Raw genomic sequence first — 22,298 nt, 5'->3', positions numbered from 1 at the left:
ATAAGTCCAAGGTTCCGACATCGGCTATCATGCGCCGGTTTTCGTGACAGGCTTTGCTTCACCGCAAGGCTTGAGCAGCGTGCAGGGGCCGAATGTCCGCCCTCTGCCCAGGAGTAAGAATGAACACCCTATTCATGCATTGCCGGCCAGGCTTCGAAGGCGAAGTCTGTTCGGAGATTTCCGACCTCGCCGCCCAGTTGAATGTGGCCGGTTACGCCAAGGCCAAACCGGCCACCGCGTACGCGGAGTTTGTCTGCAGCGAAGCAGACGGCGCCGAACGCCTGATGCGCGGCCAGCGTTTCGCCGAGCTGATTTTTCCGCGCCAGTGGGCGCGCGGTGTCTTCATCGATTTGCCGGAAACCGACCGCATCAGCGTGATCCTCGAGCAGATGGCGGACTTTCCGGTCTGCGGCAGCCTGTGGCTGGAAGTGGTCGATACCAACGACGGCAAAGAGCTGTCGAACTTCTGCAAGAAATTCGAAGGCCCGCTGCGCAAGGCGCTGACCGGTGCCGGCAAACTGGTGGACGACGCCAGCAAACCGCGCCTGCTGCTGACCTTCAAAAGTGGTCGCGAAGTGTTTCTCGGCATGGCCGACGCCGGCAACTCGGCGATGTGGCCGATGGGCATTCCGCGCCTGAAGTTTCCGCGCGAGGCGCCCAGTCGTTCGACCTTGAAACTGGAAGAGGCCTGGCACCATTTCATCCCGCGTGATCAGTGGGACGAGCGCCTGCACAGCGACATGACCGGCGTCGACCTCGGCGCGGCACCCGGCGGCTGGACCTGGCAACTGGTCAACCGTGGCATGCTGGTGACCGCCATCGACAACGGCCCGATGGCTGAAAGCCTGATGGACACCGGTCTGGTGCAACACTTGATGGCCGACGGTTTCACCTTCAAGCCCAGGCAACCGGTGGACTGGATGGTCTGCGACATCGTCGAGAAGCCGGCGCGTAACGCGGCGATGCTTGAAGAATGGATCGGCGACGGTCATTGCCGCGAAGCGGTGGTCAACCTCAAGCTGCCGATGAAACAGCGCTATGCCGAAGTGAAGCGCTTGCTCGAGCGCATCGCCGATGGCTTCAAGGCGCGCGGGATCAAGGTCGACATTGGTTGCAAGCAGCTGTATCACGACCGCGAGGAAGTGACCTGTCATTTGCGTCGGCATGACATCAAGAAAGCCAAATCCCGCTGAGTCACCACTAAACCCTGTGGGAATGATCTCTTTGGTGAGGGGATTTATCCCCGATGGGATGCAGCGCATCCCCAGTCTCTGGGGCCGCTTCGCGACCCATCGGGGATAAATCCCCTCGCTACAGATGACTGAGCACCCGGCAATGCGCGACAATGCCGGCCAGTTTCAGGAGTGAATCATGAGTGAAATGATCGATACCCCGGTCGACGGCACCCTCGACGCCACCGGTCTCAATTGCCCGGAGCCGGTAATGATGCTGCACCAGCACATACGTGACCTGGTGCCGGGCGGCCTGCTCAAGGTGATCGCCACCGATCCCTCGACCCGTCGCGACATTCCCAAGTTCTGTGTGTTTCTCGACCACGAACTGGTGGGGCAGCACGAAGAGGCCGGTACTTATCTGTACTGGATCCGCAAGAAGTCCAATTGAATTCGGGCATAAAAAAAGACCTGCATGTGCAGGTCTTTTTTTATGGCTGATCAGCCCACCGAACGACTGATCCGAATACGCTTGCGTGCACTGCGCGTCAGTCGAAACGACAACATCAGCGCCGCGCAGCTCAGGCCGACAATCAGCCCTTGCCACAGACCGCTTGGACCACGCGGTTCGCCGAGCCAGTCGGTCAGACCTAGGGCGTAACCCACTGGCAGGCCGATGCCCCAGTAGGCGAACAGGGTCAGAATCATCGTTACCCGGGTGTCCTGATAACCGCGCAGAGCGCCTGCAGCCGTCACCTGGATCGCGTCGGAGAACTGGAACAGCGCCGAGTACACAATCAGCATCGCCGCGATGTGAATCACCGTCGGATCCGCTGTGTAGATCGACGCAATCGGCTCGCGCAGCAACAGCATCATGCTCGCCGACAGGCAGGCATACGCCAGTGCGGTGCCCATGCCGACGCCGGCGGCAAAGCGTGCTTCCCGTGGCTCTTCACGGCCCAGCGCCTGGCCGACACGCACCGTAACGGCCATGCCCAGCGAATACGGAATCATGAACACCAGCGAGCTGACGTTCAGCGCGATCTGATGCCCGGCCACCACGGTGGCGCCAAGGCTGCCGATCAGCAGGGCGATCACGGCGAAGATACTCGACTCGGCAAACACGGCGATGCCAATCGGCAAGCCGATCGCCAGCAGACGTTTGATCACCGCCCATTGTGGCCAGTCGAAGCGGCTGAAGATCTCACTCGAACGATACGCCGGCGCCCAGCGCTCCCATCCGGCCAGACCCAGCGCCATGACCCACATCACGATGGCCGTGGCCCAGCCACAACCCACGCCACCCATGGCCGGTACGCCGAAGTGGCCATAAATGAAGATGTAGTTCAGCGGAATGTTCAGCGCCAGACCGCACAGGCCCAGCACCATCGCCGGGCGGGTACGGCCGATGCCGTCACTGGTGCAACGCAGCACGTGATAGAACGCCACCGCCGGCAGGCCGCTGGCAATGCCGTGCAGGTATTGCATGCACGGGCCGATCAGCTCGGGATCGACTTTCATCAGGTGCAGCACCGGTTCGGCGGCGACCAGCATGCACGTGGCGATCAGGCCGACCACCAGTGCCAGCCACAGCGCTTGACGGACAATCGGGCCGATTTCGCTGTGGGTGCCGGCGCCGAAACGCTGGGCGACTTTCGGCGTGGTGGCCAGCAGGGTGCCAGTCATCAGCAGAAACACCGGGACCCAGATTGAGTTGCCCAGTGCTACCGCTGCCAGGTCACGCGGCCCGACACGGCCGGCCATCACCGCATCGACGAAGCCCATGGCGGTGGTCGCCAGTTGCGCGATGATGATCGGCAGCGCGAGGGCGAGCAGATTCCTGAATTCCAGGCGAATTCGCGCGGGGCGGGTGAGTGAGGCAGCGAGCGGTTTTTCAGTAACAGAATTCACAGGCGAAGCGTCCACAGGGATTGATGCGCAGGGCGCCGCATTCTACGCCGCTGACGCTTTGGTCAGGAAAAATCCTCTGTTGCGGATTTGTAATCTGTAGGAGCTGCCGCAGGCTGCGATCTTTTGATCTCGATCTCGATCTTGAAAAACAAAATCAAAAGATCGCAGCCTGCGGCAGCTCCTACAGTTAAACTGCCGATCCGCCCAAGGAGCCCGCCATGCTGATTGTTGCCGACGAAAATATCCCCCTGCTCGATGCCTTTTTTGCCGGTTTCGGCGAGATCCGCCGGGTGCCGGGCCGTGCCATCGACCGTGCGACGGTCGAGCAGGCCGATGTGTTGCTGGTGCGTTCGGTGACTAACGTCAATCGTGCTTTGCTCGAAGGCAGCAAAGTGCGTTTCGTCGGCACGTGCACCATCGGTACCGATCACCTCGATCTCGATTATTTCACCGAGGCCGGCATCACCTGGTCCAGCGCGCCCGGTTGCAACGCGCGGGGCGTGGTCGATTATGTGCTCGGCAGTCTGATGACCCTGGCGGAAATCGAAGGCGTTGAATTGCCGCAACGTACTTATGGGGTAATCGGTGCCGGTGAAGTCGGCGGTCGGCTGATCAAGGTGCTCAAGGGCCTGGGCTGGAATGTCAAAGTCTGCGACCCGCCGCGTCAGGCCGTCGAGGGGGGCGATTACGTGAGCCTTGAGCAGATCATCGAGCAGTGTGACGTGATCAGCCTGCACACGCCGTTGACCCGTACCGGCGCAGGCGCGACCTGGCATCTGTTCGATGAGCCGCGTCTGCAACAACTCAAACCGGGTACCTGGCTGATCAACGCCGCTCGTGGCCCCGTGGTGGATAACGCTGCGTTGCGCACCGCGCTGCTGGCGCGTGAAGACCTGCAAGCGGTGCTCGACGTGTGGGAAGCCGAGCCTGAAGTCGATGTCGACCTCGCCGAACTCTGCGTGCTGGCCACGCCGCACATTGCCGGTTACAGCCTCGATGGTAAACAGCGCGGCACGGCGCAGATTTATCAGGCTTATTGCGAATTTATCGGTCAGACGCCGAGCATCCAGCTCAGTGACTTGCTACCGGCGCCGTGGCTGTCAGAAGTGACCCTGCACGCCGACAGCGATCCGGCCTGGGCACTGGCGATGTTGTGCCGTGGCGTATACGACCCGCGCCGCGATGATGCGGATTTTCGTCGCAGTCTTGTCGGCAATGTCGCTGAACAGCGTGCGGCCTTCGATGTGTTGCGCAAGCAGTATCCGGTGCGGCGCGAGATCGAGGGGCTGAAGGTGCGGATCGACGGTGATTCGCCGCAGTTGCAACAGATTGTGGCGGCGCTGGGGGCGGTTGCGGTTCAATAACAGGTCGGCCCTTTCGCGAGCAGGCTCGCTCCCACAGTGTTTGCCCTGACCCTGTAGGAGAGCAGAACGGCAGGCAGAAAAAACCCGGCCAAACAGGGGCCGGGTCAGGAAGACGGTGGCTATATCACTTTTGTTCGGCAGGCTTGACCAATCGCTTCTCCAGCTCGCGGCACGCGTTCTGGATCATGTCTTCAGTGATCGGTACTTCACGCCCATCCTTGTCGATAATCGAGCAACCCAGAGGTTGGCCGGGCTTGGTGCGGATCACTTGAATCTTGTCATCGCTGCTGTGTTGCAAGGACATGGCCTGTCTCCTCATCAGGTTGTGCACGTAGATTAAAACCGCCACGTGACCAGGCTGTGACAACACCCTTGGGTCTGTCAAAAGCGGCATCTCCACTCCAACAGAAATGACCGCTCGTCTCAACCGGGACATTAGACCAATAGCAACTATGGCCTAGTCTTTGGGGGCATATTTAACCTGACTCATTGTGATTTACAGAGTTCCGCCCCATAGAAGGTTTAGGCTAGCCCTTTCATCAACACGGATGTGTACCTGAATGATCTCGAAGCTTTCTTCCCGGCACCGTCGAGCGCTGAGTCTGACCAGCCGGTTTCTGGCGCCTTATCGTTGGCAAGTCTGCGCTGCGCTGTTGGCGTTGATCGTCACGGCGGCCGTTACTTTGTCGATGGGGCAGGGGATCAAATTGCTGGTCGATCGGGGCTTCATGACGCAGTCGCCGCATCAACTGAACCAGAGCATCGGTATCTTCATGCTGATGGTGTTGGGCCTGGCGATTGGCACCTTCGCGCGGTTTTACTGGGTATCGTGGATCGGCGAGCGAGTTGTAGCGGATATCCGGCGCGAGGTGTTCAACCATCTGGTCTATCTGCATCCCGGCTTTTACGAGAATAACCGCAGTTCAGAGATTCAATCACGGCTGACTGCCGACACGACGTTGCTGCAATCGGTGATCGGCTCGTCGCTCTCCATGTTTCTGCGCAACCTGTTGATGGTGATCGGCGGAGTAGTGCTGCTGTTCGTGACCAATCCGAAACTCACCAGCATCGTGGTGATCGCCTTGCCCTTCGTGGTCGCGCCGATTCTGATTTTCGGTCGGCGCGTGCGCAATCTGTCGCGGTTGAGTCAGGATCGGGTCGCCGACATCGGCAGCTACGTTTCCGAGACGCTCGGGCAGATCAAAACCGTTCAGGCCTATAACCATCAGGTGCAGGATGAACGCCGTTTCGCCACGACGGTCGAGGACGCGTTTGATACTGCGCGCAAACGGATCTTTCAGCGCTCCTGGATGATTACCGTGGTGATCGTGCTGGTGCTCGGCGCGGTGGCGGTGATGTTGTGGGTCGGTGGCATGGACGTGATAGCCGGGCGCATTACCGGGGGCGAACTGGCGGCGTTCGTTTTCTACAGTCTGATCGTCGGCAGTGCCATTGGTACGTTGAGCGAGGTCATCGGCGAGTTGCAGCGTGCGGCGGGTGCCGCCGAGCGCATCGCGGAACTGCTCAATTCGCAGAACATCATCCAGCCACCGACCCTCGGGCTGGTGACGTTGCCAGAACGGATCAAGGGCGAGCTGCAATTGCAGAATGTGCACTTTTCCTACCCGTCGCGTCCGGACAGCTATGCCATCAGCGGCTTGAGCCTGACCATCAGGGCTGGTGAAACCCTGGCCCTTGTCGGGCCTTCCGGCGCCGGTAAATCCACGGTGTATGACTTGTTGTTGCGCTTCTACGACCCACTTGAAGGCCGGATCCTGATTGACGGGGTGCCGCTGACCAGCCTCGATCCGCTGGATCTGCGGCGCAATTTCGCCCTGGTCTCGCAATCGCCAGCGCTGTTTTTCGGCAGCGTCGAAGAGAATATTCGTTACGGCAATGCCGACGCGACACTGGAGCAGGTCAAGGAAGCGGCAAGAATTGCTCACGCCCATGACTTCATCGAGAAGATGCCCAACGGTTATCAGACTCATCTGGGGGACGCTGGCCTCGGCCTTTCCGGCGGCCAGCGTCAACGCCTGGCGATCGCCCGCGCGTTGCTGGTGGATGCGCCGATTCTGCTGCTGGACGAAGCCACCAGCGCTCTCGATGCCCAGAGCGAACATCTGATTCAGGAAGCGTTGCCAAGTCTGATGCACAACCGCACCACGCTGGTGATTGCGCATCGCCTGGCCACGGTGAAGAACGCCGACCGGATCGCCGTGATGGATCAGGGCCGATTGGTCGCAATCGGTACGCATCAGGAGCTGATCGTGAGCAATCCACTGTATGCGCGGCTGGCGGCGTTGCAGTTCAACGACGGGCATGCGATGGCGGTGTAGAACCGCCGAAGGCTTTTCTGGCAGCAAAAAAATGCCCGCATCGATGGATGCGGGCATTTTTCATTTCAGGTATTCAGCACCTGTCACTGATCGTCGAAATACCGCTCGTGCCAATCCACCAGCGGCTGCGGCGAATTGAGTTTCTGCCCGTAGATCACCGAGTACGACAGTACGTTCTGCACGTACTGGCGGGTTTCGTCGAACGGGATGCTTTCCACCCACACATCGAAGCTCAGGTGATCGGCGCCGCGCAGCCACTGGCGCACGCGGCCAGGGCCGGCGTTGTAGGCGGCGGAGGCCAGGACGCGGTTGCCGTTGAACTGGCTGTGCACCTGGCTCAGGTAAGCGGCGCCGAGCTGGATGTTCTTGTCCGGATCGAGCACTTGCTGCGGCGAGGCCAGCGGAATGCTGAACTTGCGCGCGGTTTCCTTGGCGGTGCCGGGCATCAATTGCATCAGGCCGCTGGCGCCGACGCCGGAGCGGGCGTCATCCATGAACGCGCTTTCCTGGCGGGTGATGGCGAACACCCAGCTCGAATGCAGGCCGCGCGTCTTGGCTTCACGCACCAAGGTGTCGCGGTGGGCCATCGGGAAGCGGATATCCAGGTCGTCCCAGTACTGCGCCTGACTGATGGTGCGAATGGCCGGGAAGTACCATTTCAGGTCGTAAGCCAGTCTGGCCTGGGCGACCATTTCGTCACGATTGAAATGGCGGCTGACGTGATACCACTCGCGGCGCCCGTCGACGATCTGCCCGCGCGCATGGAATTCCAGAGCGCGACGCACACCGGGGGTGTTACGCACTTTGTTGATGGTGGCCTGGCTGAGTACCAGCGGCTTGTTCATCAGCGAGTAAGGCAGTTGCGAGCGGTCGGCGGCGAGGAAGCCGTAGAAGTCGCGTTCTTTCGCCAGATTCTTGTACAGGGTCTGCGCTTGCGGGTTCTGCGGTTGCGCCAGTTCCAGGCTGCGGGCCTGCCAGTAACGCCAGCGGTTGGTGGTCGCCAGATCCTGCGGCAGCCGACGGGTCAACTGATACGCATCGTCCCAGCGTGCCAGACGCAACAGCAGGCGCAGGCGCCATTCGGACACGGTGTTGTCACGCAGCTCCGGATCGTATTTGGTCATCACGTCCAGCGCGCGGCTGTCGAAACGCCGGGCCAGGGTCAGGCCGATTTCCCGGGCAATCGCGACTTTTTCGTCACGGGAAAAATGCATGCTGCTGGCGTATCCGTCGAGCAGGGCCATGGCCTTGTCCGGGTCCTGACGGGCGAGGCGGCGCAGGCCGAGGCTGACCACGTCGGACATCGGCTCGTCAGCGGGAGTGAAGCGCGACGGCTGATTGAGCAGTTCGGGTTTCTGCGCCACATCCACCAGCAGCCGACCGCGCGGGGCGAGGGTGGTGAGGCCGTTGACCAGGCTGTTGGCCAGTGGATAGTTGCGCGCCTGGGCGGCAAGTTTGGTGCGCTCCCAGCGTTTCTGCTCGGTCAACTGGCCATCGGCGGCCCAGATCCCGAACAGCCCGTCACAGGCGGCCGGTTGCGATTTGCCGGTCAGCCACAGTTTGTCGGCATTGGCATAGCCCTCGGCCTTGTGGCCACTGCTGATCTGGTACTGCGCATTGAGGCAGTCCAGTTCGGTGAAATTGAGTTTCGGGTCGTAATACTTGACGAAAGTTGCCCAGTCGCCACGGTCGGCGAGCCAGCGCAACCAGCGCAGTTTCATCCAGTTGGCCTGTGGCAGGTCGCCGTGCTCGGCGAGGAATTTCTCGATTTCCTCGTTGCTGGCGGTCTTCAGACGCGCGGTCAGTTCGTCGTAAGCCAAGTACGGTTCCAGCGGGTAATCGGCCAAGGCCTGGCTGTAACGAAAGTACGGGCCGGTATCGCCCTTGGCCAGGGCGCGTTTGGCTTCATCGTAATACTGGCGTTGGGTCGACAGGTCCACCGCCTGGGCGGATTGAGCGGCAGCGGCGGTAAGTAGCAAACAGGACAAGACACTGAAAAGGCGACTGCGCATGAGACATCCGGGCAGAGAAATCATGACAAGCACCGGCCGCGGCCAGCACTGAATTGTCTGTAGCTTAGCCTTTTGCCAGCAACGGGCGAAAGCTTTGCCGGTCTTGCAGCACAAGTTCGCAACAAATGTTGTGCAGAGTGCTTCGGCAGACAAATTGCCGGCCTGCTGAGGACCTGATTCAGGTAGAATGCGCGCCCGGTTTTTGGAGAAGCTCATGACCCTGCTCAAATTCAGCGATGTGTCCCTTGCATTCGGCGCGATGCCGTTGTTGGACAAGGTGTCCTGGCAGATCGCCCGTGGTGAGCGGGTGTGCATCATCGGCCGCAACGGCACTGGCAAATCCAGCATGATGAAACTGGTCAAGGGCGATCAGAAGCCCGATGACGGCTCGGTGTGGCGTGCCCCCGGTCTGAAAATCGGTGAATTGCCGCAAGAATTGCCGGTGGCCGACGGGCGGACGGTATTCGACGTGGTTGCCGAGGGGCTGGACGGTGTTGGCGCCTTGCTCGCCGAATACCATCACCTGAGCCAGAACATCGTCACCGACGCCGATCTGGACAAGCTGATGCACGTTCAGCACGACCTCGAAGCCCGTGACGGCTGGCGTTTGCAGACGCTGGTCGACAGCACCCTGAGTCGCCTGCAACTGCCGGCCGACAAGACTCTTGCCGAGTTGTCCGGCGGCTGGCGTCGCCGCGTGCTGCTGGCGCAGGCGCTGGTGTCCGAACCGGATCTGCTGCTGCTCGACGAACCCACCAACCACCTGGACATCGGTGCGATTGCCTGGCTCGAAGAAGCCCTGAAGGATTTCCAGGGCGCCGTGCTGTTCATCACGCACGACCGTTCCTTCCTGCAAAACCTCGCCACGCGCATCCTCGAACTGGATCGCGGCGGTCTGATCGACTGGAACGGCGACTACGCCAGCTTCCTCGTGCATAAAGAAGCCGCGCTGGCTGCTGAAGAAACCGCCAACGCGCTGTTCGACAAACGTCTGGCTCAGGAGGAAGTGTGGATCCGTCAGGGCATCAAGGCCCGTCGCACCCGTAACGAAGGCCGTGTGCGTGCCCTGAAAGCCCTGCGCGTTGAGCGCAGCGAACGTCGTGAACGTACCGGCAAGGCGAATATTCAGCTGGAAACGGCCGAGAAGTCCGGCAAGCAAGTGATGGTCCTGGACAACGTCAGCTTCCATCACCCGGACGGTCCGTACCTGATCAAGGACTTCTCGATGGTCCTGCAGCGTGGCGACCGTATCGGTCTGCTGGGCGCCAACGGTACCGGCAAGACCACTCTGCTCAAGCTGATGCTCAACGGTCTGCAACCGACCAGCGGCAAAGTGGAAGAGGGCACCCGGATCGATGTCGCCTACTTCGATCAGTTGCGTCATCAGCTCGATCTGGAAAAGACCGTGATCGACAACGTCGCCGAAGGTCGCGACTTCATCGAAATCGATGGCCAGAGCCGCCACGTCCTGAGCTACCTCGGCGACTTCCTGTTCAGCCCGCAACGTGCGCGCACGCCGGTGAAGGCGCTGTCCGGTGGCGAGCGTGCACGTCTGTTGCTGGCCAAACTGTTCAGCAAACCGGCGAACCTGCTGGTACTCGATGAACCGACCAACGACCTCGACGTCGAGACTCTCGAACTGCTCGAAGAAGTACTGCTGACGTTCAACGGCACGGTGCTGATGGTCAGTCACGACCGGGCATTCCTCGACAACGTGGTCACCAGCACTCTGGTCTTCGAAGGTGAAGGCAAGGTCCGTGAATATGTCGGCGGTTATCAGGACTGGATCCGTCAGGGCGGCTCGCCGCGCCTGTTGGGTGTGACCGAGAGCAAGTCGGGCAAGGCTGACCTGAACTCGGCGGTGGTCACTGCTGAGCCTGCACCCGTTGCCGCGCCTGCTGCAGCGCCGGCCGCCAAGAAGAAGCTGAGCTACAAGCTGCAGCGTGAGCTGGAAGCGCTGCCGGGCGACATTGATGCCAAGGAACAGCAGATCGCTGCGGTCGAGGCGGAAATGGCCGAAGCCGGTTTCTACCAGCGTCCGCCAGCAGAAACGGCCAAGGTGATTGCTTCGCTGGAGCAGTTGCAGGCTGAGCTGGATGCGCTGGTGGAGCGTTGGGCCGAGCTGGAAGCCTGATTGATCCGGCAACAAAAAAGCCCGACGCTCAGTGATGAGCGCCGGGCTTTTCATATGCGGGTAGAGACCTGATGTGGGAGCGAGCCTGCTCGCGAATGCGGTTCGTCAGGCGGCATTAATGCTGAATGTGCCGACGCCTTCGCGAGCAGGCTCGCTCCCACAATGATCCGTGTTTTAACGTTTGATCAGGTGTACTGCCAAAACATCGCATGGCGCGCCGTGCAGAACGTCATTCGCGGTCGAGCCGAGCAATAGCGCCAGACCGTGGCGGCCATGGCTGCCGACCACGATCAGATCGCAGAGATTTTCCTTGGCGAAATGATGGATTTCCTGACGTGGCTGGCCATAGGTCAGGTGGCAATTGGCACCCTCGAGTTCGGCATATTTGGCTTTCAGGCGCTCTAGACGTTCCTTGGCCTGATCGAACTGCTGCTGTTGCAGTTGTGACAGATCCATCGGCACATCGCCGCCGAACGCCATCGCCATCGGTTCGACGATATGCACCAGCGACAGCTTGGCGCCATTGCTCGTCGACAACTCTCGGGCGCGGTGGATCACAGGGTCGCACTCTTCGGTCAGATCTACGGCGACCAGGATATGGGAGTAGGGCATGAGGTGCTCCTTGTGACGGTTCAATAGTGTTAAGTATGGCTGGTTTCAAGCGCATTGGTTCCAGAGTGACACAATGCGCTCACCTTAAGTCGGGAGTAGAGATATGACGGTCTGGTTGGTGGTGTCAATCCTGCTGGTGGTTCTGAGTCCACTGGCATGGTTGCGCCCGTCGCGCGTACAGAGCGGCCGGATGGCCCTGCGCATGGAGGCGCGGCGCATCGGGCTGGCCATGCAGCTGGCGCCTCAGGAGTGGCCGCATTGGCTGTCGCAGGAGCCACCCAGCCCGTGTGCGCAATATCATCGGCCACGGCGTGGCAGCCAGCCAGCGTGCTGGAGTTACTGGCAGAAATCGCCGGGAGTATGGGTCAATCAATGGCAGGAAGTCTGCGAGGACCGGTTGCTGCTCGATTATTTCGAAAAGTTGCCGGGCAATGTGTTCAAGGTTGAGGCCGACAGGCAGATGATCGCCTTGTACTGGGGCGAGAAGGGCGAGGCCAAGGTTTTGCAGGATATCGACGCGACTCTGAAAGCGCTGGCCTGAACCCCGGATTTTTCCCACTGCAACGGTGGGGAGCGTCCGGCAGACGGACAATAAAAAGCCCGACATGATTCATCGGGCGGGGGTGGCCAGGCAGGCCGGAATTCTTTTTGGTGTTGATTCGGAGTGCTCCGGTCAACAAACGTGCGTGTGTTTTCCTTCGTCGTCCAGCGAGCGTAGCCTGTTAAACAAGGCTTGCAGCGAATTAGGGCGACATTTCTAACTATTAATCTTATGAATACCCTCACATGCAAGCATGTGTCGGCGGCTGCGTCTTACAGAAATGACCGCAAAGTCGCATTTCAACCCGTATTTAGGGCGATTGACAATTGTCGGAAATTCCGTGAAGGTGGCGTACCCAAATCAAACGGGCGTATGAATTGAGCGTTTGTCTTACAGACTGCTCCTACAGAATCCCGACTATCGCGTTGGCGGGTGTGCCGGGTGGATTGGCGTCAGCATCGACGAAAAAGCGTCCTGCCGAGCCATTTACCTGCGTCCGACGTGTACTGTTCAGCTTCCATATCGTGGAGATCAGTTGATGATTTACGAAGGTAAAGCCATCACGGTTAAAGCTCTTGAAAGTGGCATCGTCGAATTGAAATTCGACCTCAAGGGTGAGTCCGTCAACAAGTTCAACCGTCTTACCCTGAACGAACTGCGTCAGGCCGTGGACACCATCAAGGCAGATGCTTCGATCAAGGGCGTGATCGTCAGCAGTGGCAAGGACGTGTTCATCGTCGGCGCCGACATCACCGAATTTGTCGACAACTTCAAGCTGCCGGATGCCGAGCTGGTTGCTGGCAATCTCGAAGCCAACAAGATCTTCAGCGATTTCGAAGACCTCAACGTTCCGACCGTAGCCGCGATCAACGGCATCGCCCTGGGTGGCGGTCTGGAAATGTGCCTGGCGGCGGATTACCGCGTCATGTCGACCAAGGCCAAGATCGGTCTGCCGGAAGTCAAACTGGGCATCTACCCAGGCTTCGGCGGTACCGTGCGTCTGCCGCGCCTGATCGGCGTCGATAACGCCATCGAGTGGATTGCCGCCGGCAAGGAAAACCGTCCTGAAGACGCGCTGAAAGTCAGCGCCGTCGACGCCGTGGTTGCTCCAGAGAAGCTGCAGGAAGCTGCCCTTGAACTGATCAAGCGCGCCATCTCCGGCGAGTTCGATTACAAGGCCAAGCGTCAGCCAAAACTTGAAAAACTCAAGTTGAACGCCATTGAACAAATGATGGCTTTCGAAACCGCCAAAGGTTTCGTGGCAGGGCAAGCTGGCCCGAATTACCCGGCGCCGGTTGAAGCGATCAAGACCATCCAGAAAGCCGCGAACTTCGGTCGTGACAAGGCGCTGGAAGTCGAAGCGGCAGGTTTCGTCAAGCTGGCCAAGACCTCTGCCGCGCAGAGTCTGATAGGCCTCTTCCTGAACGATCAGGAACTGAAGAAGAAGGCCAAGGCCTACGACGAAATCGCCAAGGACGTGAAGCAGGCTGCGGTACTGGGGGCTGGCATCATGGGTGGCGGTATCGCCTATCAGTCGGCCTCCAAAGGCACGCCGATCCTGATGAAAGACATCAACGAGCACGGTATCGAGCAGGGTCTGGCCGAAGCCGCCAAGCTGCTGGTGGGCCGCGTTGACAAAGGCCGCATGACCGCTGCGAAAATGGCTGAAGTGCTCAACGGCATTCGTCCGACCCTGTCCTACGGCGACTTCGGTCACGTCGACCTGGTTGTTGAAGCCGTGGTCGAGAACCCGAAGGTCAAGCAAGCCGTGCTGGCTGAAGTCGAAGACAAGGTCAAAGAGGACACCATCCTCGCGTCCAACACGTCGACCATTTCCATCAGCCTGCTGGCCAAGGCCCTCAAGCGTCCGGAAAACTTCGTCGGCATGCACTTCTTCAACCCGGTGCACATGATGCCGCTGGTGGAAGTCATCCGTGGCGAGAAGTCCAGTGAGCTGGCAATTGCCACCACCGTTGCCTACGCCAAGAAAATGGGCAAGAACCCGATCGTCGTCAACGACTGCCCGGGCTTCCTGGTCAACCGCGTTCTGTTCCCGTACTTCGGCGGTTTCGCCAAGCTGGTCAGCGCCGGTGTGGACTTCGTCCGCATCGACAAGGTCATGGAAAAATTCGGCTGGCCGATGGGCCCGGCGTACCTGATGGACGTGGTCGGCATCGACACCGGTCACCACGGTCGTGACGTGATGGCTGACGGCTTCCCGGATCGCATGAAGGATGACCGTCGTTCGGCAGTCGACGTGCTTTACGAAGCCAAACGTCTGGGCCAGAAGAATGGCAAGGGCTTCTACGCCTACGAGACCGACAAGAAAGGCAAGCAGAAGAAGGTGGCCGATCCGTCGGTGCTGGAAGTGCTCAAGCCGATCGTTTACGAGCAGCGCGAAGTCACTGACGAAGACATCATCAACTGGATGATGATCCCGCTGTGCCTGGAAACCGTGCGTTGCCTGGAAGACGGCATCGTTGAAACTGCCGCCGAAGCCGACATGGGTCTGGTTTACGGTATCGGTTTCCCTCCATTCCGTGGCGGTGCACTGCGCTACATCGATTCGATCGGTGTTGCCGAGTTCGTTGCCCTGGCTGACCAGTACGCTGATTTGGGCGCGCTGTACCACCCGACCGCGAAGCTGCGCGAAATGGCCAAGAACGGCCAGAGCTTCTTCGGTTAAGCGCCCCCAACTAGAGTGAGAGTGAACTTATGAGCTTGAATCCTAGAGACGTCGTGATTGTCGACTTCGGTCGTACTCCGATGGGCCGCTCCAAGGGCGGCATGCACCGCAACACCCGCGCCGAAGACATGTCGGCGCACCTGATCAGCAAACTGCTGGAACGCAACGCCAAGGTCGATCCTGCTGAAGTCGAGGACGTGATCTGGGGCTGTGTGAACCAGACCCTGGAGCAGGGCTGGAACATCGCGCGCATGGCGTCGCTGATGACCCAGATCCCGCACACCTCGGCCGGCCAGACCGTCAGCCGTCTGTGCGGCTCGTCGATGAGCGCCCTGCACACCGCTGCGCAAGCGATCATGACCGGTAACGGTGACGTATTCGTGGTTGGCGGCGTCGAGCATATGGGTCACGTGAGCATGATGCACGGTGTCGATCCGAACCCGCACATGTCGCTGTACGCGGCGAAAGCCTCGGGCATGATGGGTCTGACCGCGGAAATGCTTGGCAAGATGCACGGCATCACCCGTGAGCAGCAGGACGCCTTTGGCGTGCGCTCCCACCAGCTCGCCCATAAGGCGACGGTGGAAGGCAAGTTCAAAGACGAGATCATCCCGATGCAGGGTTACGACGAAAACGGCTTCCTGAAGCTGTTCGACTACGACGAAACCATTCGTCCGGAAACCACTCTGGAAAGTCTGGCGGCCCTCAAGCCTGCCTTCAATCCGAAGGGTGGCACCGTGACTGCCGGTACTTCGTCGCAGATCACCGATGGTGCTTCGTGCATGATCGTGATGTCGGCGCAACGTGCACAGGACCTGGGGATCCAGCCGATGGCCGTGATCCGTTCGATGGCGGTGGCGGGTGTGGATCCGGCGATCATGGGCTATGGTCCAGTGCCGGCTACACAAAAAACCCTGAAGCGTGCGGGCCTCGGCATCAACGATATCGACTTCTTCGAGCTCAACGAAGCTTTCGCTGCACAGGCCTTGCCAGTGCTGAAAGATCTGAAAGTACTCGACAAGATGAACGAGAAGGTTAACCTGCACGGCGGCGCGATCGCCCTGGGTCACCCGTTCGGTTGCTCTGGTGCCCGTATTTCCGGCACTTTGCTGAACGTGATGAAGCAGAATAGCGGCACCTTCGGGGTGGCCACTATGTGCATTGGTCTCGGCCAAGGCATCTCCACCGTCTTCGAACGCGTTTAAGCGTCTCGTCGATGGAAGCCGGGGCCAAGTGCCCCGGTTTTTGTTTTTGTGGATTTATTTTTGTATTTATTTTGAAAAAATTTGAGTGAGGGCCGAAGCATGCCGATACAACCTGGGCTCTACCAACATTACAAGGGGCCGCAGTACCGCGTATTCAGTGTGGCGCGGCATTCCGAGACCGAGGAAGAAGTGGTCTTTTACCAAGCCCTGTATGGCGATTACGGCTTCTGGGTACGCCCTTTGAGCATGTTCGTCGAGTCGGTCGAGGTTGACGGCGAGCAGGTGCCACGCTTTGCTTTGGTGCAAGCCGAACCGAGCCTTTTTTCCAAGCCATGAGGCGAGTGCGCACAGAACCCTGTGCTTGACCTCACCTTGTAGCCACTATATATAGCGGTGCCGCGTCAGGCGCCAACCGCCTTTCACTTCTAGAATTCAGGAATTTTCTGATCCATGGGCAAATCGCTGGTCATTGTGGAATCCCCGGCTAAGGCCAAGACCATCAACAAGTATCTGGGCAACCAATACGTGGTGAAGTCGAGTATCGGCCATATCCGAGACCTGCCCACCAGCGGTTCGGCTAGCGCCAGCAAAGAGCCGGCCGCCAAGCGCGGCAAGGCCGCCGCGGGCGAAGGGCCGGTGCTCACGCCGAAAGAGAAGGCGCGCAAGCAACTGGTTTCGCGCATGGGTGTCGATCCGGAACATGGCTGGAAAGCCCAGTATGAGATCCTTCCGGGTAAAGAGAAGGTCATCGAAGAGCTGCGCCGGCTCGCCAAGGATGCTGACACCATCTATCTCGCAACCGACTTGGATCGCGAGGGGGAAGCCATTGCCTGGCACCTGCGCGAAGCCATCGGTGGTGACGACAGCCGCTACAAGCGCGTGGTGTTCAACGAAATCACCAAGAAAGCGATTCAGGAAGCGTTCTCCGAGCCGGGCGAACTGGACATCGATCGTGTGAATGCCCAGCAGGCGCGTCGTTTCCTCGACCGCGTTGTGGGTTACATGGTCTCGCCACTGCTGTGGGCCAAGATCGCCCGTGGTCTGTCGGCCGGTCGCGTGCAATCGGTTGCCGTGAAGCTGGTGGTCGAGCGTGAGCGTGAAATCCGTGCGTTCAACCCGGAAGAGTACTGGGAAGTGCACGCTGATCTTGGCACCGCCAAGGGCTCGACTGTACGTTTCGAAGTGGCGCGCGAGAAGGGCGAAGCCTTCAAACCGCTGAACGAAGCCCAGGCCACGGCCGCGCTGGAGAAACTCAAGTCCTCCAGCTACAGCATCGTCAAGCGCGAAGACAAGCCGACCAGCAGCAAGCCGTCGGCGCCATTCATCACGTCCACCCTGCAGCAAGCCGCGAGCAATCGTCTGGGCTTCGGCGTGAAGAAAACCATGATGATGGCCCAGCGTCTGTATGAAGCCGGCTACATCACTTATATGCGTACCGACTCGACCAATCTTTCGGCCGATGCCGTGGCGATGGCGCGCACCTACATCGAAGACGAGTTCGGCAAGAAGTACCTGCCGGAAACGCCGAATGTCTACAGCAGCAAAGAAGGCGCACAAGAGGCTCACGAAGCGATTCGTCCTTCCGATGCCAACACTACGCCAAGCAAGCTTGCAGGTATGGAGCGTGATGCTGAGCGCCTTTACGAGCTGATCTGGCGCCAGTTCCTTGCTTGCCAGATGCTGCCGGCGCAGTACCTGTCGACCACTGTCAGCGTCGCTGCTGGCGACTTTGAGCTGCGCGCCAAGGGCCGCATCCTCAAGTTCGACGGTTACACCCGCGTTCTGCCGCAGATCGCCAAGCCTGGCGATGACGACGTTCTGCCCGACATGGCGCAGGGCGATGTGATGAAGCTGATCAAGCTTGATCCGTCGCAGCACTTCACCAAGCCGCCAGCGCGTTACTCCGAAGCGAGCCTGGTGAAAGAAATGGAAAAACGCGGTATCGGTCGTCCTTCGACCTATGCAGCCATCATTTCGACCATTCAGGATCGCGGCTACGTGACCCTGCACAACCGTCGTTTCTACTCGGAAAAGATGGGCGACATCGTCACCGAGCGTCTGTCAGAGAGTTTCTCGAACCTCATGGACTACGGCTTCACCGCCGGCATGGAAGAGAACCTCGATGATGTAGCTCAGGGTGAGCGTGACTGGAAAAACGTGCTGGACGAGTTCTACGGCGACTTCAAGAAGAAGCTTGAAGTGGCGGAGAACCCGGACAATGGCATGCGTGCCAACCAGCCCGTGATGACCGACATTCCGTGCACCACATGCGGTCGTCCGATGCAGATCCGTACCGCATCGACCGGTGTGTTCCTTGGCTGCTCGGGTTACAGCCTGCCGCCGAAGGAGCGCTGCAAGGCCACCGTCAACCTGGTGCCAGGCGACGAGATTGCCGCGGACGACGAGGGCGAGTCGGAGTCGTTGGTTCTGCGTGGCAAGCATCGCTGCCCGATCTGCAGTACGGCGATGGACGCCTACCTGCTTGATGAGAAGCGCAAACTGCACATCTGCGGTAACAATCCGGATTGCGCGGGCTACGAAATCGAAGAGGGCAACTATCGCATCAAGGGCTATGAAGGTCCGAGCCTGGAGTGCGACAAGTGCGGCAGCGAGATGCAGCTCAAGACCGGCCGTTTCGGCAAGTTCTTCGGTTGCACCAACCCAACTTGCAAGAACACCCGCAAACTGCTGAAGAGCGGTGATGCGGCGCCGCCGAAGATGGATCCGGTGAAGATGCCTGAGCTGAAATGCGAAAAGGTCAACGACACCTACATCCTGCGCGACGGAGCTTCCGGTCTGTTCCTGGCAGCCAGTCAGTTCCCGAAAAACCGCGAGACCCGTGCTCCACTGGTGATCGAGATTCTGCCGCACAAGGACGAGATCGATCCGAAGTACCACTTCCTGTGCGAAGCGCCGCAGAAGGATCCTGATGGTCTGCCAGCGGTCATCCGCTACAGCCGCAAAACCAAGGAGCAATACGTGCAGACCGAAGTAGACGGCAAGCCTACCGGCTGGAAGGCGTACTACGATGGTGGTAAATGGACTGTTGAGGACAAGCGCACGAAAGCCAAGGCTGAGTAAGCGTTAGTCTGATACAAAAAAGGCCGCATGATAACCCTCGGGTTTTCATGCGGCCTTTTTGTTTTGTGCTTGCGGTCGGATCCGTTGATCCATGACACTGTCGGGTCTGTGTGACGCAATTATTTCGCTGTGGAGACTGCCGGCATGGCGCACGAACTCTATACCCGCACCAATCAGAAAATCTATTTCGCCGGCCTGTCGCTGGAGGCTCTGGCTCGTGCCGAAGAGGGACGAGCGATGAATTCGCTGGCGCTGATCCAGGCTGGGCGTGAATCAGCGTTATTTCACCTCTACGGCGCGCTTTTGGGGCTCTGCCATGAGATCGCCGGTTTCTATCGTCTGCCTCAGGCCAATGCGTCGCGAGCAGAAGTGTTGTTGACTCGTGACGTCCTGGAATCGATTGCAATCCCTGAGCTGGCCGAGATGGTGGAACTGGCCGGTAACTCTGAAACCTGGCTGGCGAAACTGCTGGCGGCGCATTCGGCGTTGTTCCAGCCGCCACGGGTGCCACAGAAGCCCAAGGGCGATGTGACGCAGCCATTGATTCAGGCCATTAATCTCGATGAGGAAGAGGCGCCGCAGGAGTTGAGTCGCGAAGAGCTGGAGAGCTGGCGGCAGAATCTCAAAGGTCTGGCGATCCGCTTTCGCGAAGGTCTGAACGAATGCTGATGGGCATTGGTACGGTGGCAATCTGAAACATGCTGCTGGTCAAGATCCCGAGCGAAGCCCGAATGATGTCTATATAATCCCTGCCTTTCGTGGAGAACAGACCTATATGCCAACGTCCTTTCTAGAAATTGTCGAGTTACCAGACGGCCGAATCGAACTGCGCAGGGCTGAGGACGAGGGTTCTCTGGTGACGCTGGATTTCTCCGAGGATGCCAAGGCGTTCCTGCAAGGCCAGCACGTGGAAATCGCCAAGGCAATGTTAAGCGTCGGCGTACAGATGGCCGGTCGTATGGTCGAAGGCGAGTTTGATAAGGAAGAAGGGCCGCGGGTTCTTCACTGAGCCCCGCCTGTCGGCGATTGCCGCTATCGCATCAGATCGGCTTCTCTGTCCCTGGAGAAGCCATGCGCTTCACACAGCGCGCGTTACCAGTTAATCAACCCAGTCGAATGTTCAGGCTTTGAGCGTCGCCCGTGCGGGCTGCGCCGATCAGCTGTTGCCGGGAGCTTGTGTTCAGTGGGTTGAGCCAGGTCACCACTGTGTGGCTACGGCCCAGACGCAGCGCTTCACACGCCAGTTGCTGAGCGCTTTGCGCGCCCCGTGGTTGCAGCAGCAGAATGCGTTCACGGTTCAGGCCGGCCTCTCGCAGCCAGGTCTGGGTCAGGCTGGCTGGAGGGGCGATCAGCGTCAGCCAGCGCGCGTCCTGATCCTCGCTCAGTTCGCGAAGGATCGGGGCGAGCAGGTTCAGGCAGTTCCCGGCCGCACCGCGCAGTGACAGCTCACTGAACACTTCCGGTTCGGCAATCCATGGGCGCTCGACCACATCTTTCAGGATCGGCGCCATCGGTTGTGCCAGAAACGCTTCGAATAAAGGCAGTTGTGTTTGCTGAGGTGTGTGTGGGAACTGCATAAAGCCTCCTTTAGCGGCGGATGACGCCGACACTCAAGCCTTCGATCACCAGTTCCTGATCTTTCAGGTCGACTTCGATAGGGGCGAACTCAGGGTTTTCGGCAATCAGCCAGACTTTGCTGCCTTCGCGCTTGAAGCGCTTGACCGTCACTTCATCGCCGATCCGTGCAACCACGACCTGGCCATTGCGTGCTTCGCGAGTAGTGTGAACCGCCAGCAGGTCACCGTCGAAAATGCCGATGTCCTTCATGCTCATGCCGTGTACGCGCAACAGGTAGTCGGCTCGGGGATGGAAGAAGGCCGGGTTGATGTTGCAGGACTCTTCGATGTGCTGCTGGGCGAGGATCGGAGCACCGGCGGCGACCCGGCCAATGATTGGCAGGGTGGAGTCATCGGCCTTGGCTTCGAAGCCAGGGATGCGGATGCCCCGAGAAGCGCCAGGCGTCATCTCGATGGCGCCTTTGCGGGCCAGGGCCTTGAGGTGCTCTTCAGCCGCGTTTGGCGACTTGAAACCCAGCTCCTGAGCGATTTCCGCGCGGGTTGGCGGGTAGCCGTTGTCTTCGAGGCAGCGTTTGATAAAGGCCAGAATCTCGGCTTGGCGTGGCGTCAGCTTTAGCATATTGATCGCTCTGTCTTTTTATACAGTGACTGGAATTATATACAGTGAAGCGGTCTTGGCAATGCCCGTTTTTTTGCAGCCCGCCGGACGGTCGGCTGCCGTGCTTATTAAAGGAGCGGACGAGTGTGGTTAAATAGCTGACCGACCATTCCCAAAACGAACTGGCAGGCTTGACAAGGCACAGGCTGAAACGTATGTTTCAAACAAGTGTTTGTCAGGCGGAGTAGCCATGGCCCAGTCGGAAACCGTTGAACGCATTCTTGATGCTGCCGAGCAGTTGTTCGCGGAGAAAGGTTTCGCCGAAACCTCATTGCGTTTGATCACCAGCAAGGCCGGGGTAAACCTGGCGGCGGTGAACTATCATTTCGGCTCCAAGAAAGCCCTGATCCAGGCGGTTTTCTCACGCTTCCTCGGCCCCTTCTGCATCAGCCTCGATAAAGAGTTGGAGCGGCGTCAGGCCAAGCCGGAAAACAAGCCGACGCTTGAAGAGCTGCTGGAGATCCTCGTCGAACAAGCGCTGGTGGTCCAGCCACGCAGCGGAAACGACCTGTCGATTTTCATGCGTTTGCTCGGTTTGGCGTTCAGCCAGAGCCAGGGTCACCTGCGTCGTTACCTGGAAGACATGTACGGCAAGGTGTTCCGCCGCTACATGCTGCTGGTCAACGAAGCGGCTCCGCGCATTCCGCCAATCGAGCTGTTCTGGCGCGTGCACTTCATGCTCGGCGCTGCGGCGTTCAGCATGTCCGGGATCAAGGCCTTGCGCGCGATTGCCGAGACCGATTTCGGCGTCAACACGTCGATCGAACAGGTGATGCGCCTGATGGTGCCATTCCTCGCCGCTGGCATGCGTGCCGAAACCGGCGTCAACGATCCGGCAATGGCAACAGCGCAATTGCGCCCGCGCAGCAAGTCGACTCCGGTGGCTGCCAAGGTTTAACCGCACACGGGTGGGCGCGGCAGTTTACATCCGCTAAGCTAGCCGCCCATGCCGACTCTCGTTCTGAACCCGAAATCCAAAGAAATTGCCGACCTGCCGAGCGTTGCT

19 protein-coding genes are annotated in these 22,298 nt (G+C 59.5%); 13 read left to right on the top strand and 6 right to left on the bottom strand.

All coding sequences use genetic code 11. From position 1 onward, the window contains the following. Positions 1–119: 119 nt before the first annotated feature. Complete coding sequence (rlmM, locus tag ACYZUM_RS16315; protein WP_108183347.1) at positions 120–1,193, top strand: 23S rRNA (cytidine(2498)-2'-O)-methyltransferase RlmM; 1,074 nt, start codon at positions 120–122, stop codon at positions 1,191–1,193. Positions 1,194–1,371: 178 nt separating this feature from the next. After that, positions 1,372–1,623: a sulfurtransferase TusA gene (gene tusA, locus ACYZUM_RS16310; RefSeq protein WP_007961802.1), complete on the top strand. Its 252-nt coding sequence runs from the start codon at positions 1,372–1,374 to the stop codon at positions 1,621–1,623. A gap of 50 nt (positions 1,624–1,673) precedes the next feature. On the opposite strand, the gene ACYZUM_RS16305 is transcribed toward tusA, so the two are convergent. Next, positions 1,674–3,083, bottom strand: a complete 1,410-nt coding sequence (locus ACYZUM_RS16305; protein WP_108183346.1) for an MATE family efflux transporter — start codon at positions 3,081–3,083, stop codon at positions 1,674–1,676. Positions 3,084–3,301: 218 nt separating this feature from the next. On the opposite strand from ACYZUM_RS16305, the gene pdxB reads away from it, so the two are divergent. After that, positions 3,302–4,447 (top strand): 4-phosphoerythronate dehydrogenase PdxB, encoded by a 1,146-nt coding sequence (gene pdxB / locus ACYZUM_RS16300; protein ID WP_108183345.1) that lies wholly within the window; start codon positions 3,302–3,304, stop codon positions 4,445–4,447. Positions 4,448–4,571: 124 nt separating this feature from the next. Here pdxB and ACYZUM_RS16295 read toward each other — a convergent pair whose 3' ends face one another. After that, the gene (locus ACYZUM_RS16295; protein ID WP_065260694.1) at positions 4,572–4,751 is read right to left on the bottom strand and encodes a PA1571 family protein; all 180 of its coding nucleotides are present in this window, start codon (positions 4,749–4,751) and stop codon (positions 4,572–4,574) included. A 256-nt stretch (positions 4,752–5,007) separates the two neighbouring features. On the opposite strand from ACYZUM_RS16295, the gene ACYZUM_RS16290 reads away from it, so the two are divergent. After that, positions 5,008–6,786 (top strand): ABC transporter transmembrane domain-containing protein, encoded by a 1,779-nt coding sequence (locus tag ACYZUM_RS16290; RefSeq protein WP_041069025.1) that lies wholly within the window; start codon positions 5,008–5,010, stop codon positions 6,784–6,786. A gap of 83 nt (positions 6,787–6,869) precedes the next feature. On the opposite strand, the gene ACYZUM_RS16285 is transcribed toward ACYZUM_RS16290, so the two are convergent. Next, a complete protein-coding gene (locus ACYZUM_RS16285) occupies positions 6,870–8,798 on the bottom strand; it encodes a transglycosylase SLT domain-containing protein (RefSeq protein WP_108183344.1) in 1,929 nt (642 codons plus the stop codon). A gap of 214 nt (positions 8,799–9,012) precedes the next feature. Here ACYZUM_RS16285 and ACYZUM_RS16280 point away from each other — a divergent pair, with 214 nt between their 5' ends. Then, a complete protein-coding gene (locus ACYZUM_RS16280; RefSeq protein WP_108183343.1) occupies positions 9,013–10,932 on the top strand; it encodes an ATP-binding cassette domain-containing protein in 1,920 nt (639 codons plus the stop codon). A gap of 174 nt (positions 10,933–11,106) precedes the next feature. Here the strand turns inward: ACYZUM_RS16280 and ACYZUM_RS16275 are convergent, their stop codons facing one another. Then, the gene (locus ACYZUM_RS16275; protein ID WP_041069017.1) at positions 11,107–11,544 is read right to left on the bottom strand and encodes a universal stress protein; all 438 of its coding nucleotides are present in this window, start codon (positions 11,542–11,544) and stop codon (positions 11,107–11,109) included. A 103-nt stretch (positions 11,545–11,647) separates the two neighbouring features. Here ACYZUM_RS16275 and ACYZUM_RS16270 point away from each other — a divergent pair, with 103 nt between their 5' ends. The 7 genes from ACYZUM_RS16270 to ACYZUM_RS16240 all read left to right on the top strand — a co-directional run bounded on the left by ACYZUM_RS16270 (position 11,648) and on the right by ACYZUM_RS16240 (position 20,066). Then, a complete protein-coding gene (locus ACYZUM_RS16270) occupies positions 11,648–12,085 on the top strand; it encodes a hypothetical protein (RefSeq protein WP_108183342.1) in 438 nt (145 codons plus the stop codon). Positions 12,086–12,623: 538 nt separating this feature from the next. Then, the gene (fadB, locus tag ACYZUM_RS16265; RefSeq protein ID WP_041069011.1) at positions 12,624–14,771 is read left to right on the top strand and encodes a fatty acid oxidation complex subunit alpha FadB; all 2,148 of its coding nucleotides are present in this window, start codon (positions 12,624–12,626) and stop codon (positions 14,769–14,771) included. Positions 14,772–14,800: 29 nt separating this feature from the next. Then, positions 14,801–15,976 carry an acetyl-CoA C-acyltransferase FadA gene (gene fadA / locus ACYZUM_RS16260; RefSeq protein WP_473060850.1) on the top strand — a complete coding sequence of 392 codons (1,176 nt, stop codon included), beginning with the start codon at positions 14,801–14,803 and terminating at the stop codon, positions 15,974–15,976. Between the two features lie 99 nt (positions 15,977–16,075). Next, positions 16,076–16,312: a DUF1653 domain-containing protein gene (locus ACYZUM_RS16255; RefSeq protein ID WP_041069004.1), complete on the top strand. Its 237-nt coding sequence runs from the start codon at positions 16,076–16,078 to the stop codon at positions 16,310–16,312. A 114-nt stretch (positions 16,313–16,426) separates the two neighbouring features. After that, the gene (gene topA, locus ACYZUM_RS16250) at positions 16,427–19,057 is read left to right on the top strand and encodes a type I DNA topoisomerase (protein ID WP_041069001.1); all 2,631 of its coding nucleotides are present in this window, start codon (positions 16,427–16,429) and stop codon (positions 19,055–19,057) included. A gap of 144 nt (positions 19,058–19,201) precedes the next feature. Then, complete coding sequence (locus ACYZUM_RS16245; RefSeq protein ID WP_108183341.1) at positions 19,202–19,726, top strand: DUF6586 family protein; 525 nt, start codon at positions 19,202–19,204, stop codon at positions 19,724–19,726. A 106-nt stretch (positions 19,727–19,832) separates the two neighbouring features. Further along, positions 19,833–20,066 (top strand): hypothetical protein, encoded by a 234-nt coding sequence (locus ACYZUM_RS16240; protein ID WP_003226592.1) that lies wholly within the window; start codon positions 19,833–19,835, stop codon positions 20,064–20,066. 94 nt (positions 20,067–20,160) lie between these two features. Here ACYZUM_RS16240 and sulA read toward each other — a convergent pair whose 3' ends face one another. Both sulA and lexA read right to left on the bottom strand, forming a co-directional pair. Next, the gene (sulA, locus tag ACYZUM_RS16235; RefSeq protein WP_041068994.1) at positions 20,161–20,634 is read right to left on the bottom strand and encodes an SOS-induced cell division inhibitor SulA; all 474 of its coding nucleotides are present in this window, start codon (positions 20,632–20,634) and stop codon (positions 20,161–20,163) included. A 10-nt stretch (positions 20,635–20,644) separates the two neighbouring features. Next, positions 20,645–21,253, bottom strand: a complete 609-nt coding sequence (gene lexA / locus ACYZUM_RS16230) for a transcriptional repressor LexA (RefSeq protein ID WP_003226590.1) — start codon at positions 21,251–21,253, stop codon at positions 20,645–20,647. Positions 21,254–21,482: 229 nt separating this feature from the next. Here lexA and ACYZUM_RS16225 point away from each other — a divergent pair, with 229 nt between their 5' ends. Further along, positions 21,483–22,190: a TetR/AcrR family transcriptional regulator gene (locus ACYZUM_RS16225; RefSeq protein WP_108183340.1), complete on the top strand. Its 708-nt coding sequence runs from the start codon at positions 21,483–21,485 to the stop codon at positions 22,188–22,190. The last annotated feature ends 108 nt before the right edge of the window (positions 22,191–22,298 follow it).

The organism is Pseudomonas sp. m6p (assembly GCF_055760375.1).
This window is presented reverse-complemented; position numbering and strand designations above follow the sequence as displayed.

Excerpts from the sequence above, each read along its gene's own strand:
- ACYZUM_RS16225 (WP_108183340.1), top strand. The coding sequence starts at position 21,483 with ATGGCCCAGTCGGAAACCGTTGAACGCATTCTTGATGCTGCCGAGCAG.
- ACYZUM_RS16290 (WP_041069025.1), top strand. The coding sequence starts at position 5,008 with ATGATCTCGAAGCTTTCTTCCCGGCACCGTCGAGCGCTGAGTCTGACC.
- fadA (WP_473060850.1), top strand. The coding sequence starts at position 14,801 with ATGAGCTTGAATCCTAGAGACGTCGTGATTGTCGACTTCGGTCGTACT.
- fadB (WP_041069011.1), top strand. The coding sequence starts at position 12,624 with ATGATTTACGAAGGTAAAGCCATCACGGTTAAAGCTCTTGAAAGTGGC.
- ACYZUM_RS16255 (WP_041069004.1), top strand. The coding sequence starts at position 16,076 with ATGCCGATACAACCTGGGCTCTACCAACATTACAAGGGGCCGCAGTAC.
- ACYZUM_RS16240 (WP_003226592.1), top strand. The coding sequence starts at position 19,833 with ATGCCAACGTCCTTTCTAGAAATTGTCGAGTTACCAGACGGCCGAATC.
- ACYZUM_RS16270 (WP_108183342.1), top strand. The coding sequence starts at position 11,648 with ATGACGGTCTGGTTGGTGGTGTCAATCCTGCTGGTGGTTCTGAGTCCA.
- ACYZUM_RS16285 (WP_108183344.1), bottom strand. The coding sequence starts at position 8,798 with ATGCGCAGTCGCCTTTTCAGTGTCTTGTCCTGTTTGCTACTTACCGCC.
- rlmM (WP_108183347.1), top strand. The coding sequence starts at position 120 with ATGAACACCCTATTCATGCATTGCCGGCCAGGCTTCGAAGGCGAAGTC.
- topA (WP_041069001.1), top strand. The coding sequence starts at position 16,427 with ATGGGCAAATCGCTGGTCATTGTGGAATCCCCGGCTAAGGCCAAGACC.
- tusA (WP_007961802.1), top strand. The coding sequence starts at position 1,372 with ATGAGTGAAATGATCGATACCCCGGTCGACGGCACCCTCGACGCCACC.
- sulA (WP_041068994.1), bottom strand. The coding sequence starts at position 20,634 with ATGCAGTTCCCACACACACCTCAGCAAACACAACTGCCTTTATTCGAA.
- pdxB (WP_108183345.1), top strand. The coding sequence starts at position 3,302 with ATGCTGATTGTTGCCGACGAAAATATCCCCCTGCTCGATGCCTTTTTT.
- ACYZUM_RS16245 (WP_108183341.1), top strand. The coding sequence starts at position 19,202 with ATGGCGCACGAACTCTATACCCGCACCAATCAGAAAATCTATTTCGCC.
- ACYZUM_RS16280 (WP_108183343.1), top strand. The coding sequence starts at position 9,013 with ATGACCCTGCTCAAATTCAGCGATGTGTCCCTTGCATTCGGCGCGATG.
- lexA (WP_003226590.1), bottom strand. The coding sequence starts at position 21,253 with ATGCTAAAGCTGACGCCACGCCAAGCCGAGATTCTGGCCTTTATCAAA.
- ACYZUM_RS16275 (WP_041069017.1), bottom strand. The coding sequence starts at position 11,544 with ATGCCCTACTCCCATATCCTGGTCGCCGTAGATCTGACCGAAGAGTGC.
- ACYZUM_RS16295 (WP_065260694.1), bottom strand. The coding sequence starts at position 4,751 with ATGTCCTTGCAACACAGCAGCGATGACAAGATTCAAGTGATCCGCACC.